This window comes from Nesterenkonia massiliensis, assembly GCF_000455245.1.
Taxonomy (GTDB): Bacteria; Actinomycetota; Actinomycetes; order Actinomycetales; family Micrococcaceae; genus Nesterenkonia; species Nesterenkonia rhizosphaerae.
In genome coordinates, this window is record NZ_HG005166.1 from 190,501 (window position 1) to 208,647 (window position 18,147).

The 18,147-nt window shown below is 63.4% G+C and carries 18 protein-coding genes and 1 pseudogene; 14 read left to right on the forward strand and 5 right to left on the reverse strand.

Annotated features, from left to right (window positions below; translation table 11 throughout):
• Positions 1-7: 7 nt before the first annotated feature.
• On the reverse strand, positions 8-985 hold the full coding sequence (locus tag TX78_RS04060) for a 1-phosphofructokinase family hexose kinase (protein ID WP_044493936.1): 978 nt from the start codon (positions 983-985) through the stop codon (positions 8-10).
• Entirely contained in the window at positions 982-1,779 is a 798-nt protein-coding gene (locus TX78_RS04065; RefSeq protein WP_044493937.1) for a DeoR/GlpR family DNA-binding transcription regulator, read from the reverse strand. Before TX78_RS04065 ends, TX78_RS04060 begins: the two co-directional genes overlap by 4 nt.
• A 431-nt stretch (positions 1,780-2,210) precedes the next feature.
• On the opposite strand from TX78_RS04065, the gene rplM reads away from it, so the two are divergent.
• From rplM to TX78_RS04085, 4 genes are all read left to right on the forward strand, one after another.
• The gene (gene rplM / locus TX78_RS04070) at positions 2,211-2,654 is read left to right on the forward strand and encodes a 50S ribosomal protein L13 (protein WP_044493939.1); all 444 of its coding nucleotides are present in this window, start codon (positions 2,211-2,213) and stop codon (positions 2,652-2,654) included.
• Between the two features lie 38 nt (positions 2,655-2,692).
• Entirely contained in the window at positions 2,693-3,190 is a 498-nt protein-coding gene (gene rpsI, locus TX78_RS04075; protein WP_044493941.1) for a 30S ribosomal protein S9, read from the forward strand.
• A 195-nt stretch (positions 3,191-3,385) separates the two neighbouring features.
• Entirely contained in the window at positions 3,386-4,738 is a 1,353-nt protein-coding gene (gene glmM, locus TX78_RS04080) for a phosphoglucosamine mutase (protein WP_044493943.1), read from the forward strand.
• A 3-nt stretch (positions 4,739-4,741) separates the two neighbouring features.
• Positions 4,742-5,545 carry an aspartate dehydrogenase gene (locus tag TX78_RS04085; RefSeq protein WP_044493944.1) on the forward strand — a complete coding sequence of 268 codons (804 nt, stop codon included), beginning with the start codon at positions 4,742-4,744 and terminating at the stop codon, positions 5,543-5,545.
• Positions 5,546-5,723: 178 nt separating this feature from the next.
• On the opposite strand, the pseudogene mscL reads toward TX78_RS04085, so the two are convergent.
• The 3 genes and pseudogenes from mscL to coaA form a co-directional block, all read right to left on the reverse strand.
• Positions 5,724-6,104, reverse strand: a pseudogene (gene mscL / locus TX78_RS04090) (large conductance mechanosensitive channel protein MscL); the annotation flags it as partial.
• A gap of 43 nt (positions 6,105-6,147) precedes the next feature.
• Positions 6,148-7,068: a M15 family metallopeptidase gene (locus tag TX78_RS04095; protein WP_049897431.1), complete on the reverse strand. Its 921-nt coding sequence runs from the start codon at positions 7,066-7,068 to the stop codon at positions 6,148-6,150.
• 7 nt (positions 7,069-7,075) lie between these two features.
• A complete protein-coding gene (coaA, locus tag TX78_RS04100) occupies positions 7,076-8,059 on the reverse strand; it encodes a type I pantothenate kinase (protein ID WP_407635378.1) in 984 nt (327 codons plus the stop codon).
• A gap of 101 nt (positions 8,060-8,160) precedes the next feature.
• Here coaA and glmS point away from each other — a divergent pair, with 101 nt between their 5' ends.
• From glmS to TX78_RS04150, 10 genes are all read left to right on the forward strand, one after another.
• Positions 8,161-10,026 carry a glutamine--fructose-6-phosphate transaminase (isomerizing) gene (glmS, locus tag TX78_RS04105; protein ID WP_044493948.1) on the forward strand — a complete coding sequence of 622 codons (1,866 nt, stop codon included), beginning with the start codon at positions 8,161-8,163 and terminating at the stop codon, positions 10,024-10,026.
• Positions 10,027-10,131: 105 nt separating this feature from the next.
• Complete coding sequence (locus TX78_RS04110; RefSeq protein ID WP_044493951.1) at positions 10,132-10,482, forward strand: holo-ACP synthase; 351 nt, start codon at positions 10,132-10,134, stop codon at positions 10,480-10,482.
• Between the two features lie 3 nt (positions 10,483-10,485).
• Positions 10,486-12,126, forward strand: a complete 1,641-nt coding sequence (locus TX78_RS04115; RefSeq protein ID WP_049897432.1) for an NAD(P)H-hydrate dehydratase — start codon at positions 10,486-10,488, stop codon at positions 12,124-12,126.
• 81 nt (positions 12,127-12,207) lie between these two features.
• Entirely contained in the window at positions 12,208-13,353 is a 1,146-nt protein-coding gene (gene alr, locus TX78_RS04120; RefSeq protein WP_044493952.1) for an alanine racemase, read from the forward strand.
• A 44-nt stretch (positions 13,354-13,397) separates the two neighbouring features.
• The gene (gene tsaE / locus TX78_RS04125; protein ID WP_233722155.1) at positions 13,398-14,069 is read left to right on the forward strand and encodes a tRNA (adenosine(37)-N6)-threonylcarbamoyltransferase complex ATPase subunit type 1 TsaE; all 672 of its coding nucleotides are present in this window, start codon (positions 13,398-13,400) and stop codon (positions 14,067-14,069) included.
• On the forward strand, positions 14,066-14,758 hold the full coding sequence (locus TX78_RS04130) for a GntR family transcriptional regulator (RefSeq protein WP_049897433.1): 693 nt from the start codon (positions 14,066-14,068) through the stop codon (positions 14,756-14,758). Before tsaE ends, TX78_RS04130 begins: the two co-directional genes overlap by 4 nt.
• 161 nt (positions 14,759-14,919) lie before the next feature.
• Positions 14,920-15,489: a phosphonate C-P lyase system protein PhnG gene (gene phnG / locus TX78_RS04135; RefSeq protein ID WP_081652553.1), complete on the forward strand. Its 570-nt coding sequence runs from the start codon at positions 14,920-14,922 to the stop codon at positions 15,487-15,489.
• Positions 15,486-16,145: a phosphonate C-P lyase system protein PhnH gene (gene phnH / locus TX78_RS04140; RefSeq protein WP_044493953.1), complete on the forward strand. Its 660-nt coding sequence runs from the start codon at positions 15,486-15,488 to the stop codon at positions 16,143-16,145. The genes phnG and phnH overlap by 4 nt, the downstream gene beginning before the upstream one ends.
• On the forward strand, positions 16,145-17,284 hold the full coding sequence (locus TX78_RS04145) for a carbon-phosphorus lyase complex subunit PhnI (RefSeq protein WP_044493956.1): 1,140 nt from the start codon (positions 16,145-16,147) through the stop codon (positions 17,282-17,284). The genes phnH and TX78_RS04145 overlap by 1 nt, the downstream gene beginning before the upstream one ends.
• Positions 17,277-18,146, forward strand: coding sequence for an alpha-D-ribose 1-methylphosphonate 5-phosphate C-P-lyase PhnJ (locus TX78_RS04150; RefSeq protein WP_044493957.1), 870 nt, complete (start codon positions 17,277-17,279; stop codon positions 18,144-18,146). The genes TX78_RS04145 and TX78_RS04150 overlap by 8 nt, the downstream gene beginning before the upstream one ends.
• The last annotated feature ends 1 nt before the right edge of the window (position 18,147 follow it).

The following is an 18,147-nucleotide window of genomic DNA, read 5'->3' on the forward strand; positions in this document are numbered from 1 at the left end:
CTTTTCCTTATGGGGTGAGCTCGTCGACGACGACGTCGTCGAGCACGAGTTGTTCGGGGACCGGCATGGTGGAGCCGGGAAGTGAAGCCGCCGCCCGGCCCTGGGCCATGGCCCGGCGTAGGCAGCTGCGGGGATCTTCGCCCTTCACGTGTGCGGCGAGGAATCCGGCCAGTGAGGCATCGCCGGCACCGACGGTGCTGCGCACTGTCAGCGGCGGACCCCAGGCGCTCAGCACCGGCTGGTGCTGGTCCGCTGAGACGTAGACGGCGCCGTGGCCGCCCAGGGTCACCAGGGCTGCCTGGACGCCGTGGGGCTTCAGGGCGCGGATCAGCTGCACCACCGCGTCCTTGGAAGCCTCCAGCTCAGCGGCTGAGAGTTCGGGGATTTGCTCCGGCTCCAGCAGCGCGTGGGCCAGCTCCAGCAGCTCCTCAGCATTGGGTTTGATCAGATCCGGTGCCGCTGCCACCGCTTCGGCCAGCGCCGGCCCGGAGGCATCGACTGCCACCAGGTGCTCGCCGGCGCTGCGCAGCCTGGTGATGGTCTCGCGGTAGAACCGCGTGCTCAGTCCCGGCGGCAGGGATCCGGCCAACACCGTCCAGGCCGCCTCGGCTGCGCTGCCGATGATCAGCTCGATAAACTCGGCTTCAGCCTCAGTGCTGAACTGGGGGCCGGGCTCGTTGACCTTGGTGGTGGTGCCCAGCGGATCGGTGATGGCGATATTCGTCCGCAGCGACTGCCCGATCGGCATGCTGCGACAGCTGACGCTGATCTCAGCCAGGCCGGTGAGCACCGGGTCAGCGGGATCACCGGGTAGCACGGCCAGGTTCTCCACCCCGGCAGCGGTCAGGGCTCGGGAGATGTTGACGCCTTTGCCGCCGGGCTCGGCATGGGCCTGGGCGGCTCGTTGCACCTGCCCCACCGCCAGCGGAGCCGTTAGCTCGACGGTCTTGTCCAGGCTGGGGTTGGGGGTCACGGTCAGGATCATGGTGCTACCACCACATCAACCTCGGCCTCCTGCAGGGCCTGGGCCAGGGCGGCCTGTGGCTCAACATCGGTGATCAGCACATCAATGTCCTCCAGTCGGGCGAACTGCACCAGCGAGGTGCGGCCGAGCTTGGAGGAATCAGCCAGCAGTACGCGTTGCTGTCCTGCTTCTAGTAGGGCTGTCTTCACCGCGGCCTCGGCGGTATCTGGTGTGCTCAGCCCGAACGCGGCGTCGACTCCATTGGTGCCCAGGAAGACCACATCGGCGCGGCGACGCTGCAGTGCGGCGGTGGTCTGCGCACCTACGGCAGCCCCGGTGATGCCGCGGATGCTGCCCCCGAGGATCTCGACGTCGAACGAGCTGGCACTGCTGAGCCGCTGGGCGATGGGGAGTGCGTTGGTGAGCAGGAACCGTCGGGTACCAGATTCCGCCGGTGAGCGATCTGCCAGCAGGCCGGCCAGTGCTTCGGTGGTGGTGCCGGCGTCGATGATCATCGAGCCCCCGGTCTCTGGGGGCAGATAGGTCAGCGCCGCCTGGGCGATGCGCAGCTTCTGCTCCGACTGCCGGGCGAGACGCTCCTGCAGGGAGCTTTCAGCACGGGAAGGAGTGGAGGCTGCCACTGCGCCGCCGTGGATGCGGCGCAGTGCGCCCTCGGCTTCGAGCTGATCGAGGTCGCGGCGCACTGTTTCACGGGTGACGGCGAAGCTGTCAGCCAGTTGCTGGACACTGACGGTGCCGTCTCGCGCCAGCAGCGCGAGAATACGGTCGTGCCGTTCGGGGGCCAGAAGAGCCATAGAGAGTGTCTCCCTTGCGGTAAGTGGTCTGGCACACAGTGTGTGGGTTTAGTCGGACTTTATCTGTGTTTATCTGCGTTTTGCAACATTGCGCTGGCGGAGGGGCTGCGGGGTCTGTGATTCCAGCCTTTTGGGGCCGGGCGGGCTCTGCTGTATAGTTGGAGGTTGTTGTGCGTGTCCAGCCCTGCCTGGAATCGTGTTGAGGCGGCTCAGTTGCATGGCCGTGAAGCCTCCGCGAGACGGGATGGGGAGCTACGGAACCGGATTCTTTCCAGCCCTCACCTGGAATACCGAGTGCACTGACACAATGGGCTTCCCTCGGGGAGTCCAGACCAAAAGAGCAATTGAACAGATGGCGACGCAGCGTGACTCTCACACACTGCTGCAGCCGGCATCTGAACCGTAGAAGACCGACCGTAAGGCATACCAACGTGCGTACGTACACTCCCAAGAATGGCGACGCCGACGCTCAGTGGCACATCATCGACGCCACCGACGTCGTCCTGGGCCGTCTCGCCAGCCAGGCTGCGACCCTGCTGCGCGGCAAGCACAAGCCGACCTTTGCACCTCACCAGGACATGGGCGACTTCGTCATCATCATCAACGCTGAAAAGGTCGCCGTCACTGGCGACAAGGTTTCCAAGAAGCGCTACTGGCGCCACTCCGGGTTCCCGGGCGGCATCAAGTCCATCACCTTCGGTGACATGATCCAGCGCTACCCCACCCGTGCTGTGGAGCAGGCCGTCAAGGGCATGCTGCCTCACAACAAGCTGGGTGCTGCACAGCTGAAGAAGCTGCGCGTCTATGCAGGTGCTGAGCACCCGCACGCTGCCCAGCAGCCTAAGCCGTTCGAAATCTCCCAGGTCGCTCAGTAGTCCTGGCCACCCGACACTAGATACTTTCAAGGAGAAACGTGGCTCAGAACACTGAAGAGCTCACCGAGACCGAGGAGCTGACCAGCTACACCTCGGAATCTGCCCCCGCCGCTGCCGAAGAGGCCGCCCCAGAGCGCGCCCCGCTGACCGTTCCCGGTGCAGCGATCGGCCGCCGCAAGCGCGCCCGTGCCCGCGTCCGCATCGTGCCGGGCACCGGCAAGTGGACCATCAACGGCCGCAGCCTGGAGGATTACTTCCCCAACAAGCTGCACCAGCAGGAGGTCAATGACCCCTTCACCCTGCTGGGCCTCGAAGGCGCCTACGACGTCATCGCCCGCATCGACGGCGGCGGCCCCTCCGGTCAGTCCGGTGCCCTGCGCCTGGGAATCTCCCGTGCGCTCAACGGCATCGACCGTGACCACAACCGTGCTGCACTGAAGAAGGCCGGCTTCCTGACCCGCGACGCTCGCGCCGTGGAGCGGAAGAAGGCAGGTCTGAAGAAGGCCCGCAAGGCCCCTCAGTACTCCAAGCGCTGATTCACGCCTTCCCGGTGTGCTGCTGCGCAGTCACACCGGGGCCCGGGCGAGAATCTGGTCGGCTTATCCCCGATCAGGCAGCCGTGCTGGCAAGCGCTTGGCTCCACAAGCGCTGATCACAGCTTTGCTACGAAAATCCCCGTCGGGTTCTCCCGGCGGGGATTTTCGTGTTCGCCCTCTAGACTGTTCCCCAATATGACCAGATTATTCGGAACCGATGGTGTTCGTGGTGTGGCCAATGGGCTGCTGACCGCGGACCTTGCTCTTCGTCTCTCCCAGTCTGCTGCGGTGGTGCTGGGACATCGTCGTGCGGCTGCAGGCCGCAGACCAGTTGCTGTGGTGGCTCGTGATCCGCGGGTCTCCGGTGAGTTCATCTCCTCCGCGGTAGAGGCCGGGTTGGCTTCCTCAAGTGTGGATGTCTATGACGCCGGTGTGCTGCCCACACCTGCTGCGGCGTTCCTAGTGGCGGATATCGACGCTGATTTCGGTGTAATGATCTCTGCCTCGCATAACCCGGCCCCGGATAACGGGATCAAGTTCCTCGGCCGTGGCGGGCATAAGCTCGATGACTCGGTCGAAGATGAGATCGAGGCCCAGATGGGACAGGCCCCTGTCCTGCCCACCGGGGATCAGGTCGGGCGTATCAAACGGTTCTCAGACGCCGAAGACCGGTACGTGGTCCATCTGCTGCAGTCCCTGGGGGAAGTCTCTCTGATGGGGCTGAAGATCGTGCTGGACTGCGCCCATGGTGCTGCTTCGGGCTGTTCCCCGGAAGCCTTCGCTGCTGCCGGTGCTGAGGTGATCGTCATTGGTGCTGATCCTGATGGACTGAACATCAATGATGACTACGGGTCAACGCATCTGCAGAACCTGCAGGAAGCAGTGATCTCTCATGCTGCTGATCTGGGGATCGCCCATGATGGTGATGCTGACCGGTGTCTGGCGGTTGATCACACCGGGGAGATCATCGATGGGGATCAGATCATGGGCGTTCTGGCTCTGGCGCTGAAAGAAGCCGGTGGGTTGAACGATGACACCCTGGTGGTCACCGTGATGAGCAATCTGGGGTTGAAGCTGGGGATGGCTAAGGCTGGTATCAACCTGGTGGAGACCGCGGTGGGGGACCGCTATGTGCTGGAAGGTATGCGTGCTGGTGGGTTCAACCTTGGTGGTGAACAGTCTGGGCATGTGATCTTCAGCGATTATGCGACTACCGGTGATGGTGTGCTCACGGGTCTGCAGTTGGCGGCTCGGGTGGCTGCTACGGGTAGGTCATTGCGTGAGTTGGCTGATGAGTCGATGACGAGGTTGCCGCAGGTGCTGATCAATGTGGCTGGTGTGGATAAGGCCCGGGTGAAGTCGCATGAGGTGGTGCAGGCCGCTGTTGCTGCGGTGGAGGCTCGTTTAGGGGAGTCAGGGCGCGTGTTGCTGCGGCCATCGGGTACTGAGCCTGTGGTGCGGGTGATGATCGAGGCAGAAACTGCTGATCTTGCTCGGGCTGAGGCGCAGGCTCTGGCAGATGTTGTCAAAGCCGAACTCGCCCTCTAAACCATGAGAGAACCGGCGCGTCTAGCAATCCTGGGTATGGGCGCTATGGGGCAGTCCTGCCTTGAAGGGCTGCGTGAGCGGCTGCCGCAGACACAGTTCGCATTTCTGGAGCGAGAGCATCGAATCCATCGACTCAGCGAGGAGACCTCGGCACAAGGGTTCTCTGATGTCACCGAACTGCTGGACTGGCAGCCTGACCTGGTGGTGGAATGCGCCGGGCACAGCGCCGTCCGTGATGCCGTCCCTGAGGCACTGCGCCGCGGCGTCGACGTAGTTGTCGCGTCCCTCGGTGTGCTCGGCGATAACCAGGTGAAGATGACACTGGATGAAGCCGCTGAGTCCAGCGGAGCCAGACTCACTGTGGTCTCAGGTGCCATTGGGGGACTGGACGCCCTACGTGCTGGGATGCTGGCCGGAGTTGACTCCGTGGTCTATGAAGGCCGCAAACCTCCGTCCGCCTGGCGGGGGTCTGCAGCTGAGGAGCTCTGTGCGCTAGCGCAGCTGGAGCACGCGGAAGTGTTCTTTGAAGGAAGCGCCAGAGCGGCAGCAGCACAGTTTCCCAAGAATGCCAATGTCACCGCTGCAGTGGCCCTGGCAGGCGTGGGCTTTGACAGTACCGTTGTGCGTCTCATTGCTGATCCGCATGCGAAGGAGAATTCGCATACCGTCGACGTCGAGGGAGCATTCGGCAGGCTCAGGATCGTGCTGACCAACCATCCACTGCCGCAGAATCCCAAAACCTCCTGGCTGGCTGCTCTGAGCGTGCAAGAGGCCGTCCTGCGCCGCGTGGAGGCTATCGGGTTCTGAACCGACCGGGCCCAGTTCGCGGCGCGCGCCTAGATCAGTCCTTACCCCAGACCATGTTCTTGGCCTTGCCCAGCATCCCCGGATTCTGCTCGGCCTCGGCTTTGGCAGCAGCCTCGGCCTCAGCCTGGCGCTCAGCTTCGACCAGAGAGGCGATAAACGCGGGATTGGTCACCTCGGTCTGCGCCTTGAGCTGATCACGGATCTCACGAAGCAGCATGATGTTCTCCTCGGGCGCCTCCTCTACAGCGCCCAGCTTCCTATTGCGTGCCTCGATCATCTTGTTCATCGGCAGAATGATCACAAAGTAGATAGCGGCGGCAATCAGCAGGAAATTCACCAGCGCCGTCAGCAGCACGCCGAACTGCAGGGCATTGCCGTTGAACCAGACGACGCCGAAACTGTCGAAGTCAGGAGCGCCCACCAGGCCGGAGATGAACGGCATCAGCACGTTCTCCACCATGGCGTTGACCACTGCACCGAATGCCGCACCAATGACCACAGCAGTGGCAAGGTCGATGACATTGCCCTGCATGATGAAATCTCTGAATCCCTTGAGCATGGTGACAGTGTATGCCGTACCGCTCGCCTATGGCAGATCTTCTTTAGGGGGAGGCGGGTTCGGCGTCGTCGTAGTCAGGGGCAGCTGGCTGCTCCCAGTACTTCTCTAGGGTGAGGCCCAGCTCAAAGACCTCGGTGGCGGTTTCGACTCCCACATAGCGCAGATGCCACGGCTCATAGGGATAGCCGGTGATGTGCTCCATATCTTCCAGATACCGGATGATGAAGCCGAAACGGTGCGCATTCTCCGCCACCCACTGCCCCTCGGGGGTGTCAGCGAAGCACTCCCCGAGCATGCAGTCAGGATTCTCGATACTGATCACATCCGCGGCCAACCCGGTCTGGTGCTCGGAGTACCCCGGCCGGGACATATAGAGGTCCGTGGCCTCGGTGCCTACCTCAGCATGGCGGGCCCAGTAGATCTGGAACTGATAGTCGAAGGAGCGGTACCCGCTCACCAGTCCCAGGGCCATGCCCTCCTGGCGCCCGGTGGCAATGAGCTCCTCCAGGGCGGCTGCGGGCTCCTGCCGCAGGGACATGGCGGCTTCTGGACCGTAATGCGGAACATCAGGTACCACCAGATCAGTGGGTGCGTAGTCCACCGGCTCAAAGGGGTTCTGCCGATTCACCAGTACATGGATGGAATCGGGGTCCCAGGACGGGTCACTGGCACGCTCGGGTTCAGGCTCCGGCTCGGGCGTTGGTTCAGGCTCCGGTTCGGCGGCCGCTGCTGAGGACCCCGCCGGGGAGGCAAGGTCGTCGTCGGAATTACTACCCGACAGCTCAGCGGCCTCCGACTCCTCGGCGTCCTGGCCGCTGGGCAGCAGCCCCCAGGTTTTCAAGCCCGCATAGAGCCCAAAAACCAGCAGGGCCAGCAGGACCACGGCAATCACCGCAGCCCAAGCCCGACGCCGCCGGTAAACAGCTCGACGGCGCTGCAGCGCCTGCCCACGGGACTCAACCATCACAGTGTCAGACCTTTCGCAGCAGCACCCGGGAGACACTGTGATCAGCGTCCTTGGACATCACCAGCTTCGCCCGTGAGCGTGTGGGCTGAATGTTCTCCCGCAGGTTGGGACCGTTGATGCGCCCCCAGATATCGGTAGCGCGCTCCATCGCTTCCTGGTCACTGAAGGTGCTGTAGCGGTGGAAGTAGCTCTGCGGATTGGCGAAGGCTCCGGAGCGAAGCTTCATGAAGCGGTCCACGTACCACTGCTCAATATGCTTGGGCTTGGCGTTCACGTAGATGGAGAAGTCGAAGAAATCACTGAGCGCCGGACCCACAGTGCCGTCCTCGCGGTGCCGGGCAGGCTGCAGCACATTGAGCCCCTCCAGGATCAGCACGTCCGGACGACGCACCACCACCTCATCGTTGGGGATGATGTCATATCGAAGATGCGAGTACTTCGGGGCCCGGACTTCAGGGCGGCCGGACTTGATCTCCGCCACAAAGCGCAGCAGCCCACGGCGGTCATAAGCCTCCGGGAAGCCTTTTCGCTCCATCAGCCCACGGCGCTCCAGCTCAGCATTGGGGTAGAGGAATCCATCGGTGGTCACCAGCTCCACCCGAGGAGTAGACGGCCAGCGCCGCAGCATCTCCTGCAACACGCGCGCAGTAGTGGACTTGCCCACAGCCACAGAACCAGCCACGCCGATCACAAAAGGCGTACGCCGCGTGGTCTCACGCAGGAACTCATTGGTCTTGGTCCGCAGATGCGCTGCGGACTCCACATAGATGTTCAGCAGCTTCGACAGCGGCAGATAGACCTGCGCCACCTCCTCCAGGGAGAGGTGCTCTCCGATGCCGCGCAACCGGTCGACGTCGTCCTGGTTCAGCGGCTGCTCAATAGTGTCCGCCAGCCGCGCCCAGGCCGCTCTGTCCAGCTCCACAAACGGGGAGTAGGACGTGGTGCCGTCTTCAAACGGTGGGGACCCCGCCCACGGCGCAGTCCCCAGCACCTCCTGAGGGATGGGCCCCGTAGAGACGGCAGGAAACGGCCCGTGCGAGGGCTCTTCAGACAGATGCGAAGACACACAGACACGATACCCTGGTGTACATGTGTGGAATTGTTGGCTATATCGGCCTGCCTGAGAAGACCAGTGAGCATGCTGCTCTTGATGTGCTGCTGGAGGGTTTGCGGCGTCTGGAATACCGCGGGTATGACTCTGCCGGTGTGGCCACCGTTGCTGATGGTGTGATCGAGGGCCGGAAGAAGTCTGGCAAGCTCGCGAATCTGGTGGCAGAGATTGATGCTGCTCCGATGCGGCCGGCTTCTGTGGGCATTGGTCATACCCGGTGGGCGACCCATGGTGGGCCTACTGATCAGAATGCGCACCCGCATTTCGGTGATGAGGGTCAGCTGGCGGTGATCCATAACGGGATCATTGAGAACTTCGCTGAGTTGAAGGAAAAGCTGCTGGCTGCCGGTGAGGTCTTTGAGTCTCAGACTGATACTGAGGTCGCAGCGAAGCTGATAGGCCGCTATTACCGTGAGACCGCTGATCTGACTGAGGCGATGCGGCAGGCTTCTAATGAGCTTGAGGGCGCCTTTACGCTGCTGGCTGTTCATGTGGCCCAGCCTGACCGGGTGGTGGCATCGCGGCGGAATTCCCCGCTGGTGGTCGGTCTTGGTGAGGGAGAGAACTTCCTTGGTTCTGATGTCTCCGGGTTCATTGATTTCACCCGTGAGGCGGTGGAGCTGGAGCAGGATCAGATTGTGACCATCACTACTGATGATGTGACGATCATGAACTTTGATGGCTCCCCGGCTGAGGGTAAGCGGTTCCATATTGACTGGGATGCCTCTGCAGCGGAAAAGGGCGGCTATGACTCTTTCATGGAGAAGGAGATCAATGAACAGCCCAAGGCGGTGGAGGACACTCTGCTGGGTCGTACTGATGCTGAGGGTCGATTGACTCTGGATGAGCTGCGTATTGATCCTGAGGAGTTGAAGAAGACTTCGAAGATCATTGTGCTGGCCTGTGGGACTGCGGCCTATGCGGGTCTGGTGGCGAAGTACGCGATTGAGCATTGGACTCGTATCCCGGTGGAGGTGGAGCTTGCCCATGAGTTCCGGTATCGGGATCCGATTATTGATGAGTCGACTTTGGTGGTCTCGATCTCTCAGTCTGGTGAGACCATGGACACGCTGATGGCTGTCCGGTATGCCAAGGAACAGGGTGCGCGGACCCTCTCGATCTGTAATACCAATGGGTCGACTATTCCGCGTGAATCAGATGCTGTGTTGTATCTGCATGCTGGTCCGGAGATCGCGGTGGCTTCGACGAAGGCTTTCTTGGCGATGATTGCGGCGTCGTATCTGCTGGGTCTGTATTTGGCGCAGTTGCGGGGTCAGTTGTTCCAGGAGGAGATCAAGGACATTCTGGCGGATCTGCATAAGATTCCGGGCAAGATCCAGGAGATCCTTGATGGTGCTGAGTCGATTAAGGCTTTGGCGCGGAGTATGAAGGACACCCCGAGTGTGTTGTTCCTGGGCCGTCATGTGGGGTATCCGGTGGCGTTGGAGGGTGCGCTGAAGCTGAAGGAGCTGGCCTATATCCATGCTGAGGGTTTCGCTGCTGGTGAGTTGAAGCATGGTCCGATTGCGTTGATTGAGCAGGATCAGCCGGTGTTTGTGGTGGTTCCGTCTCCGCATGGGCGTAATAGTCTGCATTCGAAGGTGGTCTCCAATATTCAGGAGGTCCGGGCCCGCGGAGCGAAGACTATTACGGTGGCTGAGGCTGGGGATCAGTCGGTGGGTGAGTTCTCTGAGACGGTGTTCTATGTGCCCTCGACTGCGCCGTTGCTGATGCCGTTGCTGACTACTGTGCCGTTGCAGATCTTCGCGTGTGCTTTGGCTGCGGAGAAGGGTTATGACGTGGATCAGCCGCGTAACCTCGCCAAGTCCGTCACCGTGGAGTGACGTAGTAGGCGAGAAACTGCGGTGAACAGCGTGAACTAAGAACCATATGTGAGGCTCCCGGTCGAATCGGCCTGGAGCCTCACATGTATTCGGGAGGAGACCGAGATGATCGTAGGCATCGGCGTAGACGTAGTCCTGGTGACCCGCTTCGAACAGCAGCTGCGCAAGGCCCCCGCCCTGCGCGAGCGGCTCTTCACTGAAGCCGAACGCCCCCTGAATACCCGCTCCCTGGCGGCCCGCTTCGCCGCCAAAGAAGCAGTGGCCAAAGCACTGGGAGCACCGGCCGGTATGAACTGGCAGGACTGCCAGGTCGCCATGGATGCCGCCGGGGCCCCACATGTCAAAGTGCAGGGCACAGTAGCGGCAGTTGCCGAGGCCAAAGGTGTGCAGCGCTGGCACCTTTCCCTCTCCCACGATGGCGACGTCGCCACCGCCATGGTGATTGCCGAAGGCTGAGCCGTGCTGACACAGCGAGACTCGCAGAACCGGGATGAGCCAGGGTATCGGCTCATTCCGGTCTGGACTGGAGAGCAGATCCGCGCCGCGGAGCAGCCTCTTCTGAATGTCGGCGAAGGGGAAGCCCTGATGCGGCGGGCCTCCTGGGGGCTTGCGGCGCATATCCTGCAGATTCTTCAAGCTCAACGCGGCTCGGTGTACGGGGCCACCGTGGTGGGCCTCATCGGCTCCGGCAATAACGGCGGGGACGGACTCTACGCGCTGGCTTTTCTGCGCCGCCGCGGCGTAGATGCTCGCGCTGTGCTGCTGCGACCCACCTGCCACACTCAGGCACTCGCGGCGTTCCGGCAGGCCGGTGGGAAGCTGCAAACCACTATCGACGACGGCGCCGACCTCATCCTGGATGCTGTGGTGGGCACCGGCTTCAGCGGCAGCTTCGATGCGCCATCGTTACCCCAGGACAGCGTCGTCGTCGCCTGCGATCTGCCCTCTGGTGTGGACGCAGAGACAGGGGCCGTGCGCGGAACTGCGATCCGCGCCGATCACACGGTGACTTTCGGCGGCCTGAAGACCGGGCTGCTGCTTGGCCAGGGTCGGGCCTTCTCGGGTGTGCTGCACACCGTAGACATCGGGCTCGGTGCGCACCTGCCCGAGCCCACCGGCTATGTCATGAGCGAACTAGTTGACACCCTTGGCACCATTGGAGGTGCTGGGATGACTACCCAGGCCGGAGTGGACAATTTGCTGCGCTTCCGGCCTGGGGATACGCAGCGAATTGACCACTCCAGTGGGTCCGGTGGGGCTGCGAGGAATCTTGCCGGGGAAGCGGTGCCGGTGCTGCGCCGTCGGGGCCCGGACGCCGATGCCCACAAATACTCCCGCGGAGTGCTCCACCTGCTGGTCGGCTCTGCACGGTATCCCGGTGCCGCCCAGTTGAGCGTCGGCGCGGCGTTGGCCACGGGAGTGGGAATGGCGCAGGTGCAGGCACCGGATGCGGTGGCGCAGGCGGTGGTCAACCACTGGCCGGAGACAGTGGCCTCGAACCAGGCCGAACGTGCTGCTGCGATGGTCATCGGACCCGGATTAGGAGATGACTCACAGCGTCTGGCGCAGGCGGAAGCGCTGCTCCAGCAGTCCCGGAGAAACGCAGTGCCCTGCGTGCTGGATGCCTCCGCACTGGCGCTAATCACGCCTAAGCTGCTGGCCGATCCCGGCTATGCCGGTTCCCTGGGGAAGCACACGGTACTGACCCCGCATACCGGGGAGGCCCAGAAACTGGCCGAGCGGCTAGGAGACCTTCAGCTGCAGGATGCCTTAGCAGAGCAGAAAGTCCTTGCCGCGGCACCCCGGCTGGCGCAGCTGACCGGCGCCGTCGTCGTGCTCAAAGGCCCGGTCACGGTGATCGCCACCCCCGGGGACGAACCGCCGCTGCTGCATACCGAACCCGCCCCGGGACTGGCCACTGCAGGCACCGGAGATGTGCTGGCTGGAATCATCGGCGCCCTGCTGGCCACCCAGGAGGAATCAGCGCGGTACTGTGCCGCGCTGGGTGTGGCCCTGCATGCCGCTGCGGCCCGGCGGCTCGACCCACGGGGACACGGCCGATACGGTGCCTCCGCGCTGCTGCGCGTACTGGCCGACTGAATACTTGCCGGCGGAGGTCCTGGCCAGCTGAGTGCTGATCTGCGCGCCGGGGGACCGGCGGCGCCCGATAAGCTTGGCCACATGGTTTCACCGGCAGGGGCAGAACGAACAGCACTTATTGACACCGCTGCCATCAGGCACAACGTGCGGACCATCGCTGAATTTGTGCGCCCGGCCAAGATGATGGTGGCCGTCAAGGCTGATGGTTACGGACACGGTGCCCTTACCGTCGCTCGTGCCGCCCTGGACGCCGGAGCTGACTGGTTGGGCACCGCTCATGTCACCGAAGCCCTAGCACTGCGCGAAGCCGGCATCGAGGCACCCGTGTTGGCCTGGCTGCATACCCGCGGCACAGATTTCGCTCAGGCCATTGAGCACCACATCGACCTCGGCGTCTCCGGATGGGAACTGGAAGAGGTCGCCGCGGCTGCTGCAAGCCTGCAGACACCGGCGCGCATCCACCTGAAGATCGACACCGGACTGGGCCGCAACGGCTCCACCATGGCCGCCTGGCCGGATCTTCTCCAGCGCGTGCGGCAGCACAAGGAGCAGGGCCTGATCAGCGTCGAAGGGATCTTCACGCATCTAGCAGTGGCCGATGAGCCAGACCGGCGGGAAACCGACGAGCAGCTGAGCGCCTACCGACAGGCCCTAGAAATTGCTGCTGAACATGGCATCGTTGCCGATCTCCGGCATGTGGCTAATACTCCGGCCGCGCTCTCCCGTCCCGATGCCCATTTCGATATGGTGCGAGTCGGCGTCGGGGTCTACGGGCAGAGCCCATTTGCTGATCGCAGCGCCGAATCGCTGGGCCTGAAGCCCGCTATGGAACTGCGCACCACAGTCGCCAATGTCAAAGTGGTCCCGGCGGGACAGGGCATCAGCTATGGGCTCACCCACCGCGTGGACCGCCCCAGTGCATTGGCGCTGATTCCGCTGGGCTATGCCGATGGTATTCCGCGCTCAGCGGTTCACGCTCCGGTGAGCATCAATGGAACCCTCTACCGCTCAGCCGGTCGGGTGGCCATGGACCAGTTCGTGGTCGACCTGGGTCCTGCGGATACCGATGTGCAGGTCGGCGATGAAGTCACGATCTTCGGTGGTGCCTCCGGCATCTCCGCCGCCGAATGGGGGACAGCCTCCGGGACCATCAACTACGAGATCATCACCCGCATCGGTGCCCGGGTCCCGCGCGAAGTGACCGACAGCAGCGTCACGGAGGCCTAAGCCCCAATACCGCTGCCGAAGCAGGCGGAACTACCATAGGAAGCGTGTCAGATACCCAGCCTCCTGCCGCCGCCGATAACCCCCAGTGGACTCTGGAGATCCCGCTGGAGGATCTCGAGGACACTGAGCAGCTGGCCCGCAGCCTGGCCGTATATCTGCGCGCCGGGGATCTGCTGGTGCTCACCGGCGGGCTCGGGGCCGGAAAGACCACCTTCACACAGTCCCTGGCTGCCGCACTGGAGGTAGAGGGGTTGGTCAGCTCGCCGACCTTTGTGCTCTCAAGGATCCACCGCAGCCGCAGCGGCGGTCCGGACCTGGTACATGTCGATGCCTACCGCACCGACGTCGAAGGCCTCGAATCACTTGATCTGGCGGCCAGTCTTGCTGAGTCGGTGACGGTGGTGGAGTGGGGCCGCGGCGTCGTCGAAGTTCCCCTGATGGGAGCCCAGGGGTCCTGGCTTGACCTGGAGCTGACCCGCACTGACACCGGATCCGAAGCAGCACCCCCAGGTGACGACGACGCCCGCGCAGCTGTGCCTGAGAGTGCCCCGGTGTTCCAGACTGATTTCTCCGAGACAGAGGCCGACGCTCTCGGCAGCCAGCGCCTGGCTGTGCTGCGCGGCTACGGACGGCGTTGGGAACACGCCCCAGACGTCACCGCCGAATACCCCGGCGCCCGTTTGAGCGCGGCAAAGCCCGGGCCTTCTCAGCAGTGAAGCCGGAGCAGATCGCCCAGCAGCTGAGCCAGGAGCAGGCGCAGCTGCCCGATGGGGTGCAGCTGCCAGGGGAGCATCAGCTGGCAGCACGCTTCGGCGTCACCCGCGCTGCGGTGCGATCAGCGTTGAGCATCTTGGAGTCCAGACACCTGATTCGCCGGGTTCGCGGGGCCGGGACCTTCACCAACCGGCCGGTGGACCACTTGATCTCCGCGGCGTTGCCGCCCTCGCTGAGCGCCGGGATCACCGCTGCAGGCGGCACCGTGAAGAGCATCCTCAAAGATGTCACCGTGGTCACCGCAGGGCCCGAGCTGGCCGAGGCCCTCGAATGCGACCCGGGCGCGTCACTGACCCGGGTGCGGCGGCGCAGCTGGATCAATGACCGCATCGGTGCCTGTGCGCATATCTGGATCGCTCCAGAGGTGCTGGCCGAGGCTGAACTGGCGCTGCGGACCGTGGAGTCACTCTATGAGTCTCTGCGCATGGCAGGGCACCAGCCGGTACGCGCGCGCAGCCGGGTCTCCCACGTTTTCCCTCCTGACGAGGTGGAACAGATGCTGGAACTGCCCCAGCCCGAGCTGGTGCCGATGATCGAGACCCTCAGCCGTGATGCGCAGACCCAGCGTCCGCTGCTGTTCTCTCGAGGCTGGCACCGCCCAGATGTCATCCGGCTGACCGTTGAATGGTGAGCGGCCAGCCAGGCTCATGAGTTCGCCCTCTGGCGGGCCACGAGCGGAGAAACGGGACTTGTTGCCGATCCGCAACAGGTGACGGGAAGTTTACGAGTCCGTTCACCTCTGATTCACCCAAGAGTCCCGGGGCAGCTACATGCCCTGAGCACACTGGGCTCATGCCCGCCGACGCTGTTTCATCTGACACCGCTCCACCTGCCGCTGACTCGCCTTCTGCCCCGCCAGCTTCCGCCAGTGTTGGTGAGCCCAGCATTGATGAGCGTCAGCGCACCGCCCGAGTATTGGCCAATGCTCCTCTGGAGGAGCTCACCGAACTGTGGGAGAACTGGCCTGACCCTCCTGAGGTTCAGTATCTGCGCGGACCCGAAGCCGGGCTCGTAATGGTGCAGGGCCGGACCGGCGGAACCGGAGACCGATTCAATCTCGGCGAGGCGACTGTCACCCGCGCGACAGTTCTCATCCGCGACGCCGAACTGGGCACAGACCACACCGGCACAGCCTATGTACTGGGCAGCCATCCCGATCATGCCGGTGTGGCCGCAATTTTTGATGCCCTGCTGCACTCGGCTCAGCGCCCCCGTGTCCTGAGCGACGTGATTGAGCCTTTGGAGCAGGCACAGGCGCAGCAAGAAGCACGACGCCGAGCCCAGGCGCGCAGCACGCTCGTGGACTTCTTCACCGTAGCGCGCGAAAACGCCGGACCTGACGATGAAGAGGATGCGGAATGAGAGCAGCCGAGAATTACCTGCCCGGATTCGCCGATCCAGTCCACGACGCCCAACAGACCTTCCGGGCGGTACTGGAGGCCATGTCCCGCCCAGGCACAACCTATGAGGTGGCACCGGCGGTCCAAGAAACCCTGCGCGCCCCGGGACCGCTAGGCGCAGCAGCCGGGGCCGTGATCCTCACCCTCTGCGATGAGCAGACTCCGGTCTGGCTGGATGATCAGCTGCGAGAAACCGGCACTGTGGAGTCATGGCTTCGATTCCACACCGGCGCTCGGATCGTTGAGGACCCCGCCGAGGCGATGTTCGTCGTCGTCGCTGACCCTGCCCACGCCCCGGACCTGAACGCTCTGGCCTGCGGCACCGACGAGGAACCGCATATCTCCGCCACCGTGGTGATCGACACCCCGGCACTCGACACCCCGGCACTCGATATGCCGCCAGCCGATCCCGCAGCCACTTTCAGGATCGCAGGCCCAGGCATCAAGGGGCAGGCCACGCTCACCATCGCAGGCCTCGGGGCAGGATTCCTCGACCAGTGGCAGGTCAACCACTCCCGGTTCCCGCGCGGCGTCGATCTTATTCTCACTGACCACACCAGCGTGCGCGCCCTGCCACGCACCACTGAGCTCACGGCACTGGAAGGGAGGGCCCACTGATGTATGTGGCAGTCAAAGGCGGTGAAAAGGCCATCGCCAACGCCCATGCCCTGCTGGCACAGCGCGGCAGCGGTAAGGACGCTCGGATCGGCTGGCGTCAGGTGCGTGACCAGATGGGCGTGCTGATCTCCCGGGTGATGGCCGAAGGGTCCCTCTATGACCCGGACCTGGCAGCCAAAGCGCTGCTGCAGGCCCAGGGCGATGTGCTGGAGGCGGTGACACTGCTGCGCTCCTACCGCACCACGCTGCCGCGCTTCGGTACGACGACGCCGCTGGACACCTCTGCGCTGCCAGCCGAGCGCAGAATCTCCGCCACGTTCAAGGATCTTCCCGGTGGCCAGCAGTTAGGGGCCACCTTCGATTACACCCACCGGCTGCTCGCCGATGATCTGCCGACACCACAACCACCGGCCGCAGAGGCTACCGAGGAGGAAGTGGCGATGCCTCGCATCACTGATCTCCTCGGCGTCGACGCTCTGATCGAGCCCGACCGTCCCGAGGGGTGGAGCGACCCCGAGCCTGCGGATCTCACCCGGGAACCCACGGTGTATCCGATGTCGCGGGCTGAACGGCTCCAAGCACTGGCCCGCGGAGACGAAGGGTTCCTGCTCTCTTTGGGATACTCCACCCAGCGCGGCTTCGGCCGGACGCATCCGTTCGCCGGAGAAGTGCGCGTGGGTGAGGTGGAAGTCAGCTTCGAGGCTCCTGAGCTGGGATTCGAGGTGCCCATCGGTCGTATGGAGGTCACCGACTGCCAGATGATCAACCAGTTCGTAGGCAGCGCGGAACAGCCTCCGCAGTTCACCCGCGGCTACGGCCTGGTCTTCGGACGGGGTGAGCGCAAAGCGATGTCGATGTCGTTGGTGGACAGGGCGCTGCGCGCCGAGGAGTTCGGAGAACGGCAGGTATCACCTGCCCAGGACGAAGAGTTTGTGCTCAGCCACGCGGACAATGTCCAGGCCACCGGTTTCGTGGAACACCTAAAGCTGCCGCACTACGTGGACTTTCAGGGCGAACTGGTCCTGCTGCGACAGCTTCGCCGGGAGTTTGAAGAGCGCAGGGAGTTAGAAGAGCGGCAGGAATCCGAGCAGCGCCGTCAGGCTGAGCAGCAGGACAAGAAGGAGACCGCACATGGCTGAGCCGCGCATCGTCTACAACGAGGGCTACCTGGATGAGCAGACCAAACGCGTAGTGCGCCGCGCCCTGCTCAAAGGCGTAGCCGTACCGGGTTTCCAGGTTCCTTTCGCGTCTCGGGAGGTCCCCATGCCGCGCGGTTGGGGCACCGGCGGGGTGCAGGTCACTGCAGCTGTCATTGGGCCCGAGGACACTTTGAAGGTCATCGACCAGGGTGCCGATGACACCACTAATGCGGTGTCTATCCGACAGTTCTTTGAGAAAGTCGTGAACGTCCACACCACCACGCACACCGAGGCGGCCACTATCATCCAGACCCGCCACCGCATCCCCGAGACACCGTTGGCCGAGGGCCAGATCATGGTCTACCAGGTGCCGATTCCCGAGCCCTTACGGTTCCTAGAACCCCGTGAAACTGAGACCCGGCGGCTGCATGCGCTGGAGGAGTACGGGCTGATGTACGTCAAGCTTTATGAGGACATCGCCCGCTATGGGCATTTCGTCACTACCTATGACTACCCGGTGATGGTCAATGGGCGGTATGTCACCGCGCCGTCGCCAATTCCCAGTTTTGATAACCCCAAGATGCATCAGAGCCCCGCACTGCAGCTCTTCGGCGCCGGACGGGAGAAGCGCATCTACGCGATCCCGCCCTATACCGACGTTGAAAGCCTGGGGTTTGAGGACTACCCCTTTGAGCCGCAGCGCTTTGAACAGCCCTGCCAGATCTGCGGTGCTGAAGACGTCTATCTGGATGAAGTCGTGATGGATGACGCCGGAGCCGTGATGTACGTCTGTTCGGATACCGACTACTGCCAGAAGACCGCGGAGGCAGCAGCTGCTGCCGGACAGGAGATCCCGGTATGAG

Coding starts and splice junctions, on each gene's coding strand:
- TX78_RS04060 (WP_044493936.1), bottom strand. CDS start 985: ATGATCCTGACCGTGACCCCCAACCCCAGCCTGGACAAGACCGTCGAG.
- TX78_RS04065 (WP_044493937.1), bottom strand. CDS start 1,779: ATGGCTCTTCTGGCCCCCGAACGGCACGACCGTATTCTCGCGCTGCTG.
- glmM (WP_044493943.1), top strand. CDS start 3,386: ATGACCAGATTATTCGGAACCGATGGTGTTCGTGGTGTGGCCAATGGG.
- TX78_RS04085 (WP_044493944.1), top strand. CDS start 4,742: ATGAGAGAACCGGCGCGTCTAGCAATCCTGGGTATGGGCGCTATGGGG.
- TX78_RS04095 (WP_049897431.1), bottom strand. CDS start 7,068: ATGGTTGAGTCCCGTGGGCAGGCGCTGCAGCGCCGTCGAGCTGTTTAC.
- glmS (WP_044493948.1), top strand. CDS start 8,161: ATGTGTGGAATTGTTGGCTATATCGGCCTGCCTGAGAAGACCAGTGAG.
- TX78_RS04110 (WP_044493951.1), top strand. CDS start 10,132: ATGATCGTAGGCATCGGCGTAGACGTAGTCCTGGTGACCCGCTTCGAA.
- alr (WP_044493952.1), top strand. CDS start 12,208: ATGGTTTCACCGGCAGGGGCAGAACGAACAGCACTTATTGACACCGCT.
- phnG (WP_081652553.1), top strand. CDS start 14,920: ATGCCCGCCGACGCTGTTTCATCTGACACCGCTCCACCTGCCGCTGAC.
- phnH (WP_044493953.1), top strand. CDS start 15,486: ATGAGAGCAGCCGAGAATTACCTGCCCGGATTCGCCGATCCAGTCCAC.
- TX78_RS04145 (WP_044493956.1), top strand. CDS start 16,145: ATGTATGTGGCAGTCAAAGGCGGTGAAAAGGCCATCGCCAACGCCCAT.
- TX78_RS04150 (WP_044493957.1), top strand. CDS start 17,277: ATGGCTGAGCCGCGCATCGTCTACAACGAGGGCTACCTGGATGAGCAG.